Below are 16,574 nucleotides of genomic sequence, written 5' to 3'. Positions count from 1 at the left end.
GCGAGCGTCGTCGCCCGGCCGGCTCCTGGCAGGATGGCTCGGTGTGACCGGGGAATCGAGCAAGCTCAGCCGACGACGGATCCTGCGCGCGGGAGCGCTGGCCGCCGTCGCCATCCCGCTCGCCGCGGCCTGTGGGAAGGGCTACGACGAAAGCCCCGACCCACTGGTCCCGCTGCTTGAGCAGGCGAAATCCGATGCCGCCGCAGCCACCTCGCTGGCCCAGTCCTCGGCGAAGGACGCCGACGTCGCCAAGCAGGTCGCGGCCGCGCGCACCGAGCATGCCCAGGCGTTGCAGTCCGAAGTGGACAGGTTGAACCGCCCCAAGTCCTCGGCCAAGGCGTCCGACGCGCCGTCGGAAGGCGTCGCCGGGCTCAAACTACGGCTCGCGGCGGCGCGAGCACAGGCGGAAAGCCTCCTCGGCACCGAGTCGCGGTACCGCGCGGGACTGCTGGCGTCGATCGCCGGTGGGTGTGCCGGGCTGCAACGGCTCACTCCCGCCCTCGACAGCGGCGAGAGCAGCACCGACCTGGCGCAACCGTCGATCACGATCCTGCCGCCCGCCGCCGTCGAGGCCCTGCAGCAGGCACTGTCCGCGGAACACGCTGCGATCTGGACCTACGGACTGGTCAGCGCGTACCTGTCGGCCGACTTCACGAAGGCCGCGAACGAAGGCTCGGCCGAGCACGTCAAGCGCCGCGACTTCTGCGAGCGAGTGCTTTCGGCGGCCGGAGCCACCCCGGTTTCCGCGGAAGCCGCCTACGTGCCGCCGAAGCCGGTGACCGACGAGTCGTCCGCGAAGGCCGTCGTCGCCACCGCCGAGTCCGACACGACGGCGGCGTGGCGCGGCGTGGTCGGCCAAACCGACGACCCCGGCCTGCGCTCGAGCGCCACCCGCGCCCTCATCGCCTCGGCCCGCCGCGGCACCCCCTGGCGCATGGCGTCAGACCAAAAACCCTCCGCCGTCGCCCTCCCCTAACCCCACAGTCCGTAAGCCAGTCACCCCCACAAACCCAGCCACGCAGGCCCTAAGTCCGTAAACCCAGTCACCACGACTTCCGGCCGGCCACGGCCGGAAGTCTTCACCGCGCGCGCTCGCCGAAGGCCAGGTTTGCGGGAGCAGGGCGCCCCCGAACAAGTCGCAAGCGACCTCCCCATGCCACGCCCTGGTCACGCAAACCTGATCGCGCGCCTGCCAATAAACACAGGCTTCTAGCCATAACCTCTGTACGCACCACGCAGCTCTGAGCCACACAAGCCAGAGCCCAACCCCGCAGCTTTGAGCCGCACCCCGCCAAGCCCTCCAGGATTCCCCCAAAGCGGCGTTGGGGGCGTTGAGTGCCCCCAACGCCGCTTTGGGGTAATCCCCCGCCCAAGCCAACCCGTGCGGCACAGCTACTTAGCCAGATTCGACGACAAGCGGATCGCATCCACCGCGACCTTGTTGATCAGCGTGGTGTCCTTGTGCCCGTTGAAGAAGTTGGCGAGGACGATGGTCACCTCGTTACCGATCACGTGCGACTCGTACTCGCCATCAGCAAGTGCAGGCTGGCCAGGAATCTTCGCGGTCTTGTCGCGGACCATGTCGCTGATGTTGCCGGTGTCGTTCTCGTCGGTGAGCGCCTTAAGCGCAGTGGCCTTCCCCGCATCCGGCATCGTCACCAGCACAACCGACACCAAGGCCTTGGTCCCGCCGGCGGTCGTCGTGTAGAGCGCGCGGGAAAGCCTGCGGCAGGGGTTTTTCCCGAAGAAGTCCTGGGTCTTGTTGTACGACTTCTTCGCGCAGTCGGTGGAGACCTCGGGCCCCTCGGCCAGGGTGAACTGGAACTGCCCGGTGTTCGCCGGCTGCTGGGCCACCGGAGCCGCGGGCTCTTCGTGGCGGATCAGCCACCAGAGCAACCCGGACACGACGGCGATGCCGAGCAGGCCCGCGCCCTTGAGCGGAGTGAGCTTCGGCTTAATCTGCGGGGCGGGACCACCGACCCGCTGCAGGGGCGCCGTGTCACCGGCCCCTGGGGAAAATCGCGCACCAACCACGAGGAGATACGGTAGTTCACCGCTGCGAGGTTCACTCGAACGCGTCTGACACCAGCTCCACATCGCTCAGTGAGCTGTACAGATGAAAGCCCACGCGGACCTTCCCGGCGCGGTTGCTCGCCTTCACCCCGGCTTGGGCGATCCGCTCGCCATCGGCGTCCAGCGCGACGATGGCACTCCCGCGTTCCGGCAGCCCGAGCCTGGTCAGCAGGGTGTCCGCGAGTTTCACGCAGTGTGCCTGAACCGCGCCGAGGTCCAGGGACGCCAGATACGGCAGCGCCACGGCGGCCCCGACCTGGGCGAACCAGACCGGGGAGATGTCCAGCGAGCGGGCTCCGGCGGCGAGTCGCAGCGGCAGGCCGTAGACGGACTTCCACGGGTCGTCCCCGGCGTACCAGTTGGCGGCGATCGGCGGGGTGCGTTCGAGCGCACGGGGATGCACGGCGAGCCACGCCGCTCCGCGCGGCGAAAGCAGCCACTTGTACCCGGCGCCGACGACCCAGTCGGCCCAGTCGAGGCGCAGCGGCCGCCATCCGGCGGCCTGGGTGACGTCCAGCAGCACCTGGGCCCCGCTCGCCTCCGCGGCGGCCCGCAGCGCGTCGAGGTCTGCCTGCGTCCCGTCGGCGGATTGGACAACGCTGACCGTGACGAGGTCGTGGCCCTCGACGTGCGCGGCCAGGTCCGCCAGCGGCACCTCGGTCACTTCGACCCCGCGATGGGCCTGCGCGGCGAACGGGAAGGTGGTGCTGGTGAACTCGCCCTCCACGGTCAGGACCTTGGCACCGTCCGGCAGTCCCGCGGCGACCGTCGCGATGAGCTGCGAGACCGAGGCCCCGATCGCCACGTGCTCCCGCGGCACCCCCACGAGCTGCCCGAACGCCCCGCGCGCGACGTGCACAGCGTGGTCGAAGTCCGGCGGTGCGGCCATGCCGCGGCTCCAGTCGCCCACCGCCGTCAGCACGGCGTCGGCGACGTGCGCCGGCGGTATCCCGATGCTCGTGGTGTTCAGGTAGCCAGCAGGAACGTCGAAATCCGCGCCGAATGCGTGCATGAGCCCGAGGCTAGGCGACCGCCACCCGCCGCGCCCCCGAATACCGCGGTGGCGGGGTCAGGTGGGGAGCAGGGTGGTGACGTCGGCGTAGGTGGGTGGGGTGAGCGGCAGGGGGCGGCCATCGCGCACGGCGGTGACCGTCTCGACGGCGGCCGCGAGCGCCATCCGGTACGGCAGCGAGCCCAGGCTGATCCGCGCGACACCGAACTCCGCGAGCTGCGCGACCGAGGGCCCGGCCGGCGAGAAGAGCACGTTGACCGGCAGCTCGACGGCCCGCACCACGGCCTCGATGTCCCCCGCGCCGGTGAGTCCCGGCACGAAAACGCCGTCCGCCCCGGCGTCGCCGTACGCCTTCACCCGCGAGAGCGCCTCCGACATGGGCCCGGTACCGAGCCAATGCGTATCGGTCCGCGCGTTGACGAACAGGTCCGGCACGCGGGCCTTCATCGCGGCGATCAGCGCGCACTGCGTGTCGACGTCGGCGAGTTTCCCGTCGGCGCGGCCGTCCTCGATGTTCATGCCCACGGCCCCCGCCTCGGCCAGCACGGCCGCCAGATCCGCCACCGCGCCCGGATCCGCGCTGAACCCGTCCGCGATGTCCACCGTGACAAAAGTGTCCAATGTGGACAGACTCCACGCCAGGCCGATCGTGGCGTCCAGCGTGCGCGGATGGCCGTCGGGCTCCCCCGCGGCCGCCGAGACGCCCAGACTGGTCGTGCCGAGCGCGGGAAAACCCTGTGCCGTAAGGAGAGCGCCGACGCCGAACTCCCACACGTTGGGCAGCAGCAATGGACGGCCGGGCTGGTGGAGATCGCGGAATGCCATGTCTCGAAGGTAACGCCCGCACGTGTCGGCGGCCGCCGAAGTGTCCAGCCGCGATCGCGGGCTCGGCGGCTTTCGACCAGGATGCGGGGATGGAGCCAGCGTTCGTCCCCGGGTTGCGACTGTCCGAGCGGTACTACCGGGAAGCCGTGGAACCGCTACTGGACAAGCACTTCCCGGCACTCCGGCATACCGCCGCGCGGATCGGCGGTGGTTCGGAGGTGCTCGGTTTCGACACCGGACGCTCCGCCGACCACGATTGGGGCCCCGGTCTCCAGCTCTTCCTCGCCCCAGAAGACACAGAAAACACCGAAAAGCACGCCGCGGCGATCACCGGCATGCTCGCCGAAGAGCTGCCCAAGACTTTCCTCGGCTATCCCACGCATTTCGTCCCCGGTGGCGGGCACGTCCGGCACATGCGGCTCACCGACGGCCCGGTCCATCATCGCGTCGAGGTCACCGAGCTCGGCGGCTGGCTCGAAGGCCACCTCGGCTTCGATCCGCGGCGCTCCATCGCGGCGTCCGACTGGCTGGCCACTCCGACGCAGACGCTCGCGGAAGTCACCGCGGGCTCGGTGTTCCACGACGGGCTCGGCGAACTCGTCCCGGCGCGGGAGAACCTGCGCTGGTATCCGGACGACGTGTGGCGTCACGTCCTCGCCTGCCAGTGGCAACGCGTTTCGCAGGAGGAGGCCTTCGTCGGGCGCTGCGGCGAGGTCGGTGACGAGCTCGGGTCCGCCGTCGTCGCCGCTCGCCTGGTCCGCGATCTGATGCGCCTCTGCCTGCTGATGGCACGCCGCTACCCGCCGTACGGCAAATGGCTGGGCAGCGCGTTCACGCAGCTTCCGTGCGCGAAGGATCTCCCGCTCACCGAGGTCCTGTCGGCCACCAGCTGGCGAGACCGTGAACGGCATCTCGCCCGCGTCTACGAAACCGCCGGGGCGCTGCACAACGAACTCGGCCTGACCAAGCCTGTCGACCCGGGCACACGGCCGTACCACGACCGGCCGTTCCAGGTCCTGCACGCCGAACGCTTCGCCGAGGCCCTCACCGCGAGCGTCACCGATCCCGAGGTCGCCGCGCTCCCCCGGCTCGGCGCCGTCGACCAATACCTCGACAGCACCGACCTGCTCGACGACCGCGAGCGGACCCGAGCCGCGGCGGACGCCGTGCTCAGGCGTTGACCGGCGCCTGCCCCTGGTCGAAGACGTCCCGCGCTTCCTGGACCTGCCCCATATGCGTGGTGGCCCACTTTTCGAGCACGCTCAGCGGCACGACCAGTTCACGGCCGAGGCCGGTCAGCTCGTAGTCGACCCTCGGCGGGATGACCGCGTACGCCGTGCGCTTCAGCATCCCGTCGCGCACCAGGCTCCGCAGGGTCTGGGTGAGCATCTTCTGTGAGATCCCGTCGACCCGTTTCCCGATTTCGGTGAACCGCATCGGGCCCTCGGCCAGCGTCAGCACGATCAGCACGGTCCATTGGTCCCCGATGCGGTCGAGCAGCTGACGGGTCGGGCACGCCTTGTCGAACGGGTTGGGCAGCTGCATCACGAGCTCCTTACTCTCCATTAGATAGTAACACACTTCAAAGTCATTACTCTCTTTCGGAAATTAATGGCTGCGGAGCCAGGTTGACCACGACGAACACCTCACCGAACCAAGGAGCGAACTATGACGATCGTGGTAACCGGCGCGACCGGCCAACTGGGCCGGGCAGTGGTCAAGCACCTGCTGGCTCGCGTCCCCGCCGACCAGGTCGTGGCCAGCGTGCGTGACCCGAAGAAGGCCGCGGACCTCGGCGTCGAAGCCCGCGAGGGCGACTTCCTGCGGCCGGAGACCCTGGCCACGGCGTTCGCCGGCGCGGACAAGCTGCTGATCATCTCCAGCCAGGGCGACACCGAGAGCCGTCTCCTCCAGCACACGAACGCTGTCGACGCCGCGAAGGCGGCCGGGGTCGGGCACATCGTCTACACCTCGATCACCAAGGCGGACACCAACAAGATCTCGCTGGCCGACACCCACCGGCCCACCGAAGAGGCGATCAAGGCCAGCGGCATCCCGTACACGTTCCTGCGCAACAATTGGTACTTCGAGAACGACTTCGGCACCGTCCTCGGCGCGCTCGCGACCGGCAAGGTCGCCACGCCGACGCAGGGCGGCAAGGTCGCTTCGGCCACGCGGGACGACTTCGCGAACGCCGCCGCGGCCGTGCTGGCCACCGAAGGTCACGAAAACATGGTGTACGAGCTGGGTGGCACGGCCGCCCACAGCTACGCGGACTGGGCCGAGGCCATCGGTGCCGCGGCCGGTCGCGAGATCGCCTACGAGGAGATCACCCCCGACGAGTCCGCCGCCGCGCTGGCCGCTGCCGGGGTCCCGGCCGACTTCGTGCCGGTGCTCATCGACGCACAGCTGGCCATCGCCAGGGGCGAGCTCGACCACCGGGCCCAGGACCTCGCCAAGCTGATCGGCCGCGAGCCGGTGGGCCTGCGCGAGTGGGTCGCCGGGGTGGTCAAGGCCCAGCAGGCCTGACGCGGCTCAGCGCGGCGCGGCCACCGACTCCATCAGGGTCGAGAACAGCAGGCGGAGGTGGCCGCGCCCGCGGGTCCAGCGGGCTTCGAGCTCGACCTGGTCGTGGGTCGCCCAGCTCGCGATGAGAATGCCGCGCACGACGTCCATCGCGGTGTAGACCGCGTGCAGGAACTCGGGGTGCGTGGCGTACTCGGGCATGATCGCCTTGCCGAACTCGACCAGGCTGCCGGTGGCGATCGGCTCGACCATCGCCATCTGCCGCCGTAGGTCCGGATCGGTCCGGGAGGCGACCCACAGCTCGACCGTGGCGGAGAAGACCGGGCCCTGGTGCATGTCCCAGAGCAGCTGCAGCGCGTCGCCGATCGGGTCCACGGACGCCTTGAGCCTGTCCAGTTCGGCCATCGCGACCTCGGTGCGCTTGGCCGCCAGATGCCGGATCGCGGACGTCACGAGGTCGGCCTTCGTCGGGAAGTGATGCACCTGCGCGCCGCGGGTGACCCCGGCGCGGTCGGCCACCTTCGTGGTCGTCGTACCCGCGTAGCCGTACTCGACGAGGCAGTCGATGGTGGCGTCCAGCAGGCGCAGGCGCATGGCAGAGCTGCGCTCCTCCTGCGTCCGTCCGGTCGATCCACGTCGTGGCGCTGACATGGCGCTTACTTTATGGTGCGGTCTCCCGGGCGGACGCCGAGGTCTTACCTGACCCGAACATTTCCCCGACGCCCACCGAACACTGCCCGGCCAAGGTACTGGGTACCCGGCAGCGTGCCGGGGTTCGGAAAGGAGTCCCATGACGGCCTCAACCTGGACGCGCCGCGGCGCCGTCGCGTGCTGCGGAGCGGCGCTCACCGTGCTCGCCATGGCCCCCATCGCGTCCGCGCAGACGACCACGCCCGCCCCCGTCGCGCCGATCACGCTCAGCCCGGAAGAGTCGCAGCAGGTCTGCAACGAATGGGTGCCCAAGCTGACCAAACGGACGGCGAACCTCGCCGAGCGGATCAACGGCGGCGCGCATGTCGCGGGGTCGGTCGCGAACCTCAAGGCCAAGGCCGCCGACCAGCGCGCCAAGGGCCACACCGAGATCGCCGACCGGCTGCAGAAGCGGGCCGACAAGCGCGCGAGCCGGATCGGGGACCTCAACAGCGCCAAGCAGCGGCTCGACACCTTCACCGCCGCACACTGCAAGCCCGCCGGGCCGACGAAGTGAAGGCAGTCATAGCTCTGGCTTTCGCCGCAGTGGTAGCGCTGGGCTGCGCGGGGTGTGAAAACGACACGGCGTCGCCTTCAACGCCTTCCCAGCCGAGCAGTGAGCTTTCCGGGATCCAGTCCACTCTCGACAACATCGACGCGGATATGTCGGGCGACGCGAACCCTTAGGGAGGTCTACCGGTTAGCCGCGCCGCCCTACGCAAATGCCATACACGAACCCGCTTTGGCCGAAGGCACGCTATCTCGGGGGCAGGGCGCCGACCACCGGCACGTGAGCTGATTCTGGAAGGAGCGCCCTGGCGACGCGATCGCGTCGCGGGTTCATCGGGCGGATTAGGATGCCGGGAACGGAAGGGGATCGCGTGAGTTCGTCAGCCGGGCGCGGACTGGTGCTGGTGGCCGAGGACGAGGCCGCCATCGCCGAGCTGGCGGCGATGTACCTGACACGCGACGGTTTCGGCGTGCACATCGAGTCCGACGGTCTCGCCGCGCTCGCGGCCGTGCGCCGGTTGCGGCCGGTGGCGGTGGTGCTCGACATCGGTTTGTCCGGAATGGACGGAATCGAGATCTGCAAGACCATGCGGACCGACGGCGACTGGACGCCGGTGCTGTTCGTGACCGCCCGCGACGACGAGCTGGACAGGTTGCTGGGACTGGAGATCGGCGCCGACGACTACCTCACCAAGCCGTTCAGCCCGCGCGAACTCGCCGCCAGGGTGCGGACCGTGCTGCGGCGCTCCGCCGGTTCGCTGCCGCCCGCCGAGACGTACTCGGCGGGCGGTACCCGCGTCGACGTCATCCGGCGCCGGGTGTGGGCGGGTGAGGCGGAAATCGCGTTGACGTCGACCGAATTCGACCTGCTCGCGCATCTGCTCCGGCGGCCGGGGCAGGTGTTCACGCGGGAGCAGCTGCTCAGTTCCGTGTGGGGCTACTCGGCGTCGGCCGGGACGCGGACCGTCGACGTCCACATCGCGCAGCTGCGGGCGAAACTGGGCGACGAGAGTCCACTGAGGACAGTCCGGGGCATCGGCTACTCCGCGGACGGCGGATGAAACGCGGCTCGCTCGCGATGCGGATCACCCTGGTCTGCTTGGCGGTCACGGGGATCGCGGTGATCGTCGCCGGGCTGGTGGCGGCCAAGCTCGTCCGCAACACGGCGACCGAGGTGCTGCGGCAGTCGCTGTCGGCGCAGGCCGACGTCGTGGCGAGCCAGCTCGACGACAGCGGCACGGTCGGCAGCCGGTTCGGCGTCACCAAGGTGGCCGACGTGGTGCGGGGACAGGGAATCGCGGTCATCGTGCGGCGCCCGAACGGGCAGCAGGCCGGGGGCGACCCGACGACGCTGCTCGCCGCGTCGCAAGCCGGGTTGCCGAAGCTCGCGCCGTTTTCGTCCACGGTGACGGTGGAGGCCCAGCAGTTCCTCGTGGAGATTCGGCCCGTGGGCCCGCGCGGCGCCGGGTTCGCGCTCGTGCAGCCGGTGCAGACTGGCGATCGGACACTGCGGCTGCTCGTGCGGAACATCCTGCTGGCACTGGGAATCGGACTGGTCGTCGCCGCGCTGGCGGGGTTCGGGCTCGGCCGGTTGCTCGCCCGTCCGCTGCGTCGCGCGGCGGCTGTCGCGAGCAGTATGCGGGGTGGGCGACGGGATCTGCGGGTCCCGGTGGAAGGCCCGGCCGAGGTCGCCGACGTCGCGAGGTCGGTCAACGAACTGGCCGACGCGCTGCATCACAGCGAAGCGCGGCAACGGGAGTTCCTGCTGTCGGTGTCCCACGAGCTGCGCACGCCGCTGACCGCTGTCAACGGTTTCGCGGAGGCGCTGGCCGACGGCGTGGTCACCGGCGACGCCGCGGTCCACGCCGGGCAGACCATCCAGCGCGAGTCGCAACGGCTGGAACGGCTGGTCAGCGACCTGCTCGACCTCGCGCGGCTCGGTGCGGACGAGTTCCGGCTGGACATGGCGGAGCTCGACGTCGTGGCGCTGGTCCGGGACGGCGCCGAGGTATGGCGGCTGCGGTGCGAGCGGGAAGGCGTGCCGCTGCGGGCGGAGCTGCCCGCGTTCCCGGTGACCGTGGTCGCTGACCCGCGACGACTACGGCAGGTGCTCGACGGCCTGTGCGAGAACGCCCTGCGCGTCACGCCCTCCGGAGCCCCGATCGTCCTCTCCCTCCAGGTCACCCCGACCGGATCAGCCGTGCTCCAAGTCCGCGACGGCGGCCCAGGCCTGGCGCAAGAGGACTACGCCGTCGCCTTCGATCGCGGCGTCCTCAACGCGAAGTACCGCGACAGCCGCCCGGTCGGCTCCGGAATCGGCCTCGCCCTCGCACACGGCCTGGTGACCCGGATGGGCGGCACTCTGACCGCCGGCCCCGCCCCCGAAGGCGGCGCCGCCTTCACCCTCACCCTCCCCACCTGACGCCCCGGCAACGCGCTCCCTCCCGACCCAGCGCGCTCGTGCGCCTTCGCCATCTGTCGACAGATGGCGATCTCTTAGCTCCTAAGAGATCACGTGATGTCGACATCTCGCAGCCAGTAGCCGTGTTCCCCGTCTGTGCACGCGTGTGGGCGGTCTGTGCGGAGGTGGGGAGAGTGGGGCTGGCCACGTGACCTGCGGTTTCGGGAGGCGGGCCGTAGGGTGAGGGGGTGGAGATCCTGCACCTGCGGTACTTCGTGGCCGTGGCCGAAGAGCTGAACTTCTCCCAGGCGGCCCGCAAGCTGCACATGGCGGCCTCGCCACTGAGCCAGCGCGTCAAGGATCTCGAACACGAGCTCGGCCAGCAATTGTTCGAGCGCAGCACACACCGCGTCGCGCTCACTCCCGCCGGGCACGCGCTGCTGCCGCTGGCGCGGGAGGTGCTCGACAACGTCAACTCGATCCCGTGGCGGCTGCGCGAGGCGATCGGCGCGGAGCGGCGGACGGTGTTCATCGGCATGCCCGCCGGGGTCCATCCCGAGCTGCGGGAACGCGTTCACCGCCTGGAAGAGCGCGCACGCGGGAAGTTCGAGCTCAAGCGCTGGCCGGGCGGCTCCAGCGGACTGATCACCGCGGTGCGCGAAGGCAAGCTGGCGCTGGCCGTGGTCCGGCTGCCGGTCTCGGATCCCGCGCTCGAAGTGACCGAGGTCATGTCGGAGCAGCTCGGCGCCGCCGTTCCCGCCGACATGTTCGAAGATCGCACTTCGGTCAGCTTGTCGGAATTAGCCGATCTGTCCTACGTCGCCTTTCCGAGTGACAGTACTCCAGCATATTTCGAGCAACTTGACGCACAATTGGCCGCGGCCGGGATCAAAAAGCGGGTAAGACTGCCGGACACCAATTATTCCGGGGCGACGGAATTGATCTCCGGCGGCATAGCGTTCTCCGTCACCATGCTCGACCCGAAGAGCCCAATGCAGCTATATCGCCTGGACAACGTGTCCGTCCTCCCCATCGAAGACTTCCATCCTGAGCTCACCACCGGGCTGATCTGGCGCAAAGACCGCGAAGACGGCGATCTCGAAGAACTCATCGAAGACGCGAAAGAAATATTCAACACCCACATAACCGCCTGAAACAATGGTATGACCACCGCGGTCATACCATTGTTCGCATCATGATCATTCCCTTTTCCCGTATTCGGCAGTAACTTCGGAGACAGGACGAAGATACGCGAACGAGGAGCGATCATGACGAACACAGTGAAGAACGCCGGCCCGCTGGACGGCGTGCGGGTGATCGACCTGTCGACCGTGGTGATGGGCCCGTACGCCGCGCAGATCCTGGGCGATCTCGGTGCCGACGTCATCAAGATCGAGTCGCCGTCGGACACCGTCCGCAACGGCAACTACCGCACCACTCCGGGCATGACCCCGCTGAACCTCAACGTCAACCGCAACAAGCGGAGCGTGGCGCTGAACCTCAAGGACGAAGCGCAGCGCGAGCGGGCACTGGCCCTCATCGACACCGCGGACGTGCTCATCACCAACATGCGCCCCGGCGCGCTGACCAGGCTCGGCATGAACTACGCCGACGTCGCGGAGCGCAACCCCCGGCTCGTGTACGCCCACGCCCAGGGCTTCCGCAGTGACTCCGACAAAGCGGGCAACGCCGCCTACGACGAGACCGTGCAGGCCTCCTCCGGGCTGGTGGACATCGCGAACCGCGCGCTCGGCCGCCCGATGTACCTGCCGACGATCCTCGGCGACAAGGTGTCCTCGCTGACCATCGCGTACTCGGTGCTCGCCGCGGTGGTGCACCAGACCAAGACCGGCGAGGGCCAGTTCATCGAGATCCCGATGACCGACACGCTCATCGCGTTCAACCTGGTCGAGCACCTGGCGGGCCACGTCTTCGAGCCGGCGGAAGGCGAAACCGGCTTCGCCCTCTCCATGGCGAAGGGCCACCGCGCGGTGCCCACAAAGGACGGTCTCGCCTGCGTGATCCCGTACACCCCGCAGAACTTCCGTGACGTCTTCGCCGCGGCGGGCCGCCCGGACCTCACCGAGGACCCGCGCGTGAACGGCGAAGTCCTCGACCGGACCCAGACCGACGAACTGTTCGACCTCCTCGAGGAGTGCACCCCGGCGCTGACCACCGAGGCGTGGGAAGAGGTGTGTGCCGAGCACAGCATCCCGATGTCACCGGTGCTGGAACTGAACCACGCCACCGAAGACAAGTACGTCAACGAAGGCCACCTGCTCGACGTCGTCGAGCACCCGAGCGAGGGAAGCATCCACTCGGTCGGCATCCCGGTGCGGTTCTCCGTGACCCCGGCTTCCATCCGCCGCCACGCACCGCTCCCCGGCGAGCACACCGAAGAAGTCCTCCGCGAGCTCGTCAGCTGATCTACTCAGGACAGTCCAGAAAGGACAAGCAGATGACCGTTCGGACCGAGAAGACCGGGACCACGCTCCTCATCACCATCGACCGGCCGCAGGCGCGCAACGCCGTCAACGCCGCTGTCGCCGCGGGCCTGGCCGCCGCCCTCGACCTTCTGGAAGCCGATCCCGAACTGCGGGCAGGCGTCCTGACCGGCGCCGAAGGCACTTTCAGCGCCGGAATGGACCTCAAGGCCGCGCTGGCCGGGGAATCCCCCGAGGTCCCCGGCCGCGGGTTCGGCGGGCTCACCGAAGCCCAGACCACCAAACCGCTGATCGCCGCCGTCGAAGGCTGGGCCATGGGCGGCGGGTTCGAACTGGCGTTGGGCTGCGATCTCATCGTCGCCGCCGAGGACGCGAAGTTCGGCCTCCCCGAGGTCAAGCGCGGCCTGATCGCCGCCGGCGGCGGGGTCATCCGGCTGCCGAAGCGCATCCCGTACCACCTCGCGATGGAGTTCCTGCTGACCGGCGAGCCGGTGAGCGGCGTCCGCGCCGGGGAACTGGGCCTGGTCAACCGCGTGGTGCCGAGCGGCGAAGCCGCCGCCGTGGCACTACAGCTCGCGGAGAAGATCTCGGCCAACGCGCCGCTCGCGCTAGCCGCGGTCAAGAAGATCGTGCGCGCCGCCGACGGAGTCCCGGACGCCGACGCGTTCGCCGCCCAGCGCCGCGAACTGGCTTCACTGATGGGTTCGCAGGACGTCCGCGAAGGCATGCAGGCCTTCGCGGAACGGCGCGACCCGGTATGGCAAGGGAAGTAAGCATCATGAAGCAGGCAGAAGTCCTTCAGCACGTGACGACCCCGCTGGCGAACCCGGCGTACGCCCCGATCGTGCCCAGGTTCACCAACCGCGAGTACCTCAACATCGTCTACCGCACCGAGGCCGACGCCCTGCGCGCCGTCGTCCCGGAACCGCTGCGGATCGGCGAACCGTTGGTGCGCTTCGAAGTCATGCGGATGGGCGACGTCAGCGGGTACGGCCCGTACACCGAGTCCGGCCAGGCGATCCCGGTCAGCTTCGACGGCGAGCAGGGCGAGTACCTGCACGCCATGTACCTCGACAACTTCGCCGCGACGGCGTCCGGCCGCGAGGTCAGTGCTTACCCGAAAACCGTTGGCGCGCCGAGTCTTTTTGTCGACAATGGCGCTCTGGTCGGCACGCTCGACTACGGCACGCAGCGGGTGGCGACCGCGACCATGGGCTACAAGCACCACGAACTGGACCGGCGCGACGCCGAAGCCCAGATCACCGTGCCGACGTTCATGCTCAAGATCATCCCCGGCTACGACGGCGCCCCAAGGGTTTCCGAGCTCGTCCGCACCGAGATCACCGACGTGGTCGTGAAGGAAGCCTGGACCGGGCCCGCACGGCTGCAGCTGTTCCAGCACGTATTGGCTCCGCTGGCCGATCTGCCGGTGCTGGAAGTCGTTTCGGCCAGCCATATCCTCACCGACCTCACGCTGGCTCCGGTCAAGCCCGTGCACGACTACCTCGCGGGAGCGACCTCATGAACAAGCCTCTCAATACAAACAAGCACTTCACCACCGCCGCGGTGATCGGCGCCGGGACGATCGGGCTCTCGTGGACGGCGTTGTTCGCCGGGCACGGCATGGACGTCCGGGTCAGCGACCCGCGCCCTGATCTGGCCGAAGCCGTGGAAACCGCGCTCGCCGAGTACACCCCGCATCTGGCCCAGCAGGGCTTGGACGTCACCGGGATCGCGAGCCGGGTCCACCTGGCCGCCGATGTCGCCGAAGCCGTCCGCGGCGCGGATATCGTGCAGGAGAACGGTCCCGAGAACGTCGAGTTCAAAAAGGACCTGTTCGCGACGCTGATTCGCGAGGCCCCGAAGCACGCGCTGCTGCTGAGCTCGTCGTCGGCGATCCCGTCGACGGTGTTCACCGGTGACCTCGAAGACGCGAGCCGCGTGCTCGTCGCCCACCCGTTCAACCCGCCGCACCTGGTGCCGCTGGTGGAAGTCGTTCCCGGAGAACGGACTTCCGAGGAGTCGGTCGAGCGGGCGGTGGAGTTCTTCCGCTTCGTCGGCCGGGTCCCGGTCGTGGAGCGCAAGGAAATCCCCGGGTTCGTCGGCAACAGGCTGCAGAACGCGCTGAGCCGCGAGGCGATCTACCTCGTCGAGCAAGGCGTTGTCAGCCCGGCCGAACTGGACACGGTGATGACGAACTCGCTCGGCCTGCGCTGGTCGACGGTCGGGCCGTTCCTGGGCTCGCATCTAGGCGGCGGCCCTGGCGGATACCGGCACATGGCCGAGCACATCGGCGTGTCGATGAAGAAGATGTGGTCCTCGCTCGGCCAGCCCGAGCAGGGCCCCGCAGAGACCGAACGGCTCGTCGAAGCCGTCGAAAACGCCTACGGATCCTCCACGTACTCCGAACTCAGTGAGGCGCGCGACCGTAGGCAGCTCGCGGTTCTGTCCGCATTGGACAGTGTAGCTACGGGCGCCACCAAGGAGGAGAACAAGTCATGACCACCATGCAGCCGCTCGAAGACCAGCTGACCGCCGACTTCTACGACTACGAAGGCCTTCTGCCCGACGAGGAGCGCAAACTGCTCCTGCGGGCGAGGACGTTCATGCGGACCGAGGTCAAGCCGCTGGTCAACGAATACTGGGCCAGGGGCGAGTTTCCGAAGGAGCTGATCGGCAAGTTCCGCGAACTCGGCCTGGCCGGAGTCGCCTACGAAGGCTACGGCGACCCGCTGCCCGCGAGCAGCCACCTGCTGACCGGCATGCTGGCCATGGAGTACTCCCGCACCGACGCCTCGGTCGCGACGTTCTTCGGTGTCCACAACGGACTCGCGATGTACAGCGTCTACCAGGGAGGGAACCAGGAACAGCGGGATCGCTGGCTCCCGAAGATGGCCGCGATGGACAAGATCGGCGCGTTCGCGATGACCGAGCCGCTCGGCGGTTCGGACGTAGCGGGCGGCATGCGGACCACAGCCAAGCGGGAGGGCGACACCTGGATCCTCAACGGCTCCAAGAAGTGGATCGGCAACGCGACCTTCGCGGACCTCGTCGTCGTATGGGCCCGCGACGTGGATGACAACAATGTCAAGGGTTTTGTGGTCGAGAAGGACTCCCCGGGATTCGTGCCGGTCAAGATCGAGAACAAGATCGCGTTCCGGATCGTGGAGAACGCCGAGATCACCCTGACCGACGTCCGCGTGCCGGAGGCCAACCGGCTGCAGAACATCGACTCGTTCCGGGACGTCGCCGAGATCCTGCGCGCCACCCGCGGCGGGGTCGCGTGGCAGGCGCTCGGCGTGATGATCGGCGCCTACGAACTGGCGCTGGACTACGCCAAGGAGCGCAAGCAGTTCGGCCGTCCGATCGCGCGGTTCCAGCTGGTTCAGGACATGCTCGTCAAAAGCCTCGGCAACATCACCGCGTCGTGGGGCATGCTGGTGCAGCTGGCGCGCCTGCAGGACGCCGGGATCTTCAAGGACGAACACTCGTCACTGGCCAAGGCGTTCGTCACCTCGCGGATGCGTGAGGTGGTGGCGTGGAGCCGGGAAATCTTCGGTGGCAACGGGATCGTGCTCGACTACGACATCGCGCGCTTCTTCGCCGACGCCGAGGCGATCTACTCCTTCGAAGGCACCCGCGAGATGAACACCCTCATCGTCGGCAAGTCCATCACCGGCGAATCCGCCTTCGTCTGAACCGCGGCCTGTCAGCAGGTGGCCTGCTTCTTGGTTCACCAGAGGCCCTATGCACAGATGGGAAGAGCCATCTCTTGCTTTGGGTGGTGGTTGTGGGTGGGTTTCAGGTGGTCCGGATGGATATTTTCGCTCCCCGCATTACCTTGGTGAGACTTGCGGCAGCGAAAACACCCATCCGGCATGGAACCTCTGCTCACCCCGCCGCCGGTGGTGACGCCGCCGTACGGCCAGCGCTTCAGACCCGGGGTGACACCGGCAGAGGTCCCCGGCGTGCCGCCGGCCGCGATGACGATCGAAGTCGTCGCGGTCAGGCGGCCTGCTCATGCGGGAGAACATGGGCGAGGTTGCGGATCGGGACCTGCTCCTGATCCAGCCACTTCGGCGGGATGAACTCC

17 protein-coding genes are annotated in these 16,574 nt (G+C 68.6%); 12 read left to right on the top strand and 5 right to left on the bottom strand.

Annotated elements, in window-relative coordinates; all coding sequences use genetic code 11:
• Positions 1–43 precede the first annotated feature (43 nt).
• The gene (locus tag VGP60_RS35865; RefSeq protein ID WP_327552640.1) at positions 44–976 is read left to right on the top strand and encodes a ferritin-like domain-containing protein; all 933 of its coding nucleotides are present in this window, start codon (positions 44–46) and stop codon (positions 974–976) included.
• A gap of 416 nt (positions 977–1,392) precedes the next feature.
• Here VGP60_RS35865 and VGP60_RS35860 read toward each other — a convergent pair whose 3' ends face one another.
• The 3 genes from VGP60_RS35860 to VGP60_RS35850 are packed head-to-tail and all read right to left on the bottom strand — an operon-like array spanning position 1,393 to position 3,910.
• Positions 1,393–2,034 (bottom strand): hypothetical protein, encoded by a 642-nt coding sequence (locus VGP60_RS35860; RefSeq protein ID WP_327552639.1) that lies wholly within the window; start codon positions 2,032–2,034, stop codon positions 1,393–1,395.
• A gap of 31 nt (positions 2,035–2,065) precedes the next feature.
• A complete protein-coding gene (locus VGP60_RS35855) occupies positions 2,066–3,085 on the bottom strand; it encodes an aminotransferase class V-fold PLP-dependent enzyme (RefSeq protein WP_327552638.1) in 1,020 nt (339 codons plus the stop codon).
• Between the two features lie 57 nt (positions 3,086–3,142).
• The gene (locus VGP60_RS35850) at positions 3,143–3,910 is read right to left on the bottom strand and encodes an isocitrate lyase/phosphoenolpyruvate mutase family protein (RefSeq protein WP_327552637.1); all 768 of its coding nucleotides are present in this window, start codon (positions 3,908–3,910) and stop codon (positions 3,143–3,145) included.
• 89 nt (positions 3,911–3,999) lie between these two features.
• Between VGP60_RS35850 and VGP60_RS35845 the strand changes: the two genes are divergently transcribed.
• Positions 4,000–5,091 carry a DUF4037 domain-containing protein gene (locus VGP60_RS35845; RefSeq protein ID WP_327552636.1) on the top strand — a complete coding sequence of 364 codons (1,092 nt, stop codon included), beginning with the start codon at positions 4,000–4,002 and terminating at the stop codon, positions 5,089–5,091.
• On the opposite strand, the gene VGP60_RS35840 is transcribed toward VGP60_RS35845, so the two are convergent.
• On the bottom strand, positions 5,081–5,455 hold the full coding sequence (locus VGP60_RS35840) for a helix-turn-helix domain-containing protein (RefSeq protein ID WP_327552635.1): 375 nt from the start codon (positions 5,453–5,455) through the stop codon (positions 5,081–5,083). The two genes, VGP60_RS35845 and VGP60_RS35840, sit on opposite strands and share 11 nt — an antisense overlap.
• Positions 5,456–5,578: 123 nt before the next feature.
• Here VGP60_RS35840 and VGP60_RS35835 point away from each other — a divergent pair, with 123 nt between their 5' ends.
• Positions 5,579–6,439: an SDR family oxidoreductase gene (locus VGP60_RS35835; RefSeq protein ID WP_327552634.1), complete on the top strand. Its 861-nt coding sequence runs from the start codon at positions 5,579–5,581 to the stop codon at positions 6,437–6,439.
• Positions 6,440–6,445: 6 nt separating this feature from the next.
• On the opposite strand, the gene VGP60_RS35830 is transcribed toward VGP60_RS35835, so the two are convergent.
• Positions 6,446–7,030: a TetR/AcrR family transcriptional regulator gene (locus tag VGP60_RS35830; protein WP_327552687.1), complete on the bottom strand. Its 585-nt coding sequence runs from the start codon at positions 7,028–7,030 to the stop codon at positions 6,446–6,448.
• 196 nt (positions 7,031–7,226) lie between these two features.
• Between VGP60_RS35830 and VGP60_RS35825 the strand changes: the two genes are divergently transcribed.
• From VGP60_RS35825 to VGP60_RS35785, 9 genes are all read left to right on the top strand, one after another.
• Positions 7,227–7,643: a hypothetical protein gene (locus tag VGP60_RS35825; protein ID WP_327552633.1), complete on the top strand. Its 417-nt coding sequence runs from the start codon at positions 7,227–7,229 to the stop codon at positions 7,641–7,643.
• A 364-nt stretch (positions 7,644–8,007) separates the two neighbouring features.
• Complete coding sequence (locus VGP60_RS35820) at positions 8,008–8,697, top strand: response regulator transcription factor (RefSeq protein WP_327552632.1); 690 nt, start codon at positions 8,008–8,010, stop codon at positions 8,695–8,697.
• On the top strand, positions 8,694–10,058 hold the full coding sequence (locus VGP60_RS35815; RefSeq protein ID WP_327552631.1) for a HAMP domain-containing sensor histidine kinase: 1,365 nt from the start codon (positions 8,694–8,696) through the stop codon (positions 10,056–10,058). Before VGP60_RS35820 ends, VGP60_RS35815 begins: the two co-directional genes overlap by 4 nt.
• Positions 10,059–10,285: 227 nt before the next feature.
• On the top strand, positions 10,286–11,191 hold the full coding sequence (locus VGP60_RS35810; RefSeq protein WP_327552630.1) for a LysR family transcriptional regulator: 906 nt from the start codon (positions 10,286–10,288) through the stop codon (positions 11,189–11,191).
• A gap of 114 nt (positions 11,192–11,305) precedes the next feature.
• On the top strand, positions 11,306–12,463 hold the full coding sequence (locus tag VGP60_RS35805; RefSeq protein ID WP_327552629.1) for a CoA transferase: 1,158 nt from the start codon (positions 11,306–11,308) through the stop codon (positions 12,461–12,463).
• 32 nt (positions 12,464–12,495) lie between these two features.
• Entirely contained in the window at positions 12,496–13,254 is a 759-nt protein-coding gene (locus VGP60_RS35800) for a crotonase/enoyl-CoA hydratase family protein (protein ID WP_327552628.1), read from the top strand.
• A 5-nt stretch (positions 13,255–13,259) separates the two neighbouring features.
• The gene (locus tag VGP60_RS35795) at positions 13,260–14,006 is read left to right on the top strand and encodes an acetoacetate decarboxylase (protein ID WP_327552627.1); all 747 of its coding nucleotides are present in this window, start codon (positions 13,260–13,262) and stop codon (positions 14,004–14,006) included.
• Positions 14,003–14,983, top strand: coding sequence for a 3-hydroxyacyl-CoA dehydrogenase NAD-binding domain-containing protein (locus tag VGP60_RS35790; protein ID WP_327552626.1), 981 nt, complete (start codon positions 14,003–14,005; stop codon positions 14,981–14,983). The genes VGP60_RS35795 and VGP60_RS35790 overlap by 4 nt, the downstream gene beginning before the upstream one ends.
• A gap of 5 nt (positions 14,984–14,988) precedes the next feature.
• A complete protein-coding gene (locus VGP60_RS35785) occupies positions 14,989–16,179 on the top strand; it encodes an acyl-CoA dehydrogenase family protein (protein WP_327552686.1) in 1,191 nt (396 codons plus the stop codon).
• Positions 16,180–16,574: the final 395 nt, after the last annotated feature.

Source organism: Amycolatopsis sp. (assembly GCF_036008905.1).
GTDB lineage: Bacteria > Actinomycetota > Actinomycetes > Mycobacteriales > Pseudonocardiaceae > Amycolatopsis.
Note: the sequence above shows the minus strand (reverse complement) of the source record. Positions and strands in the feature narration are given on the sequence as shown.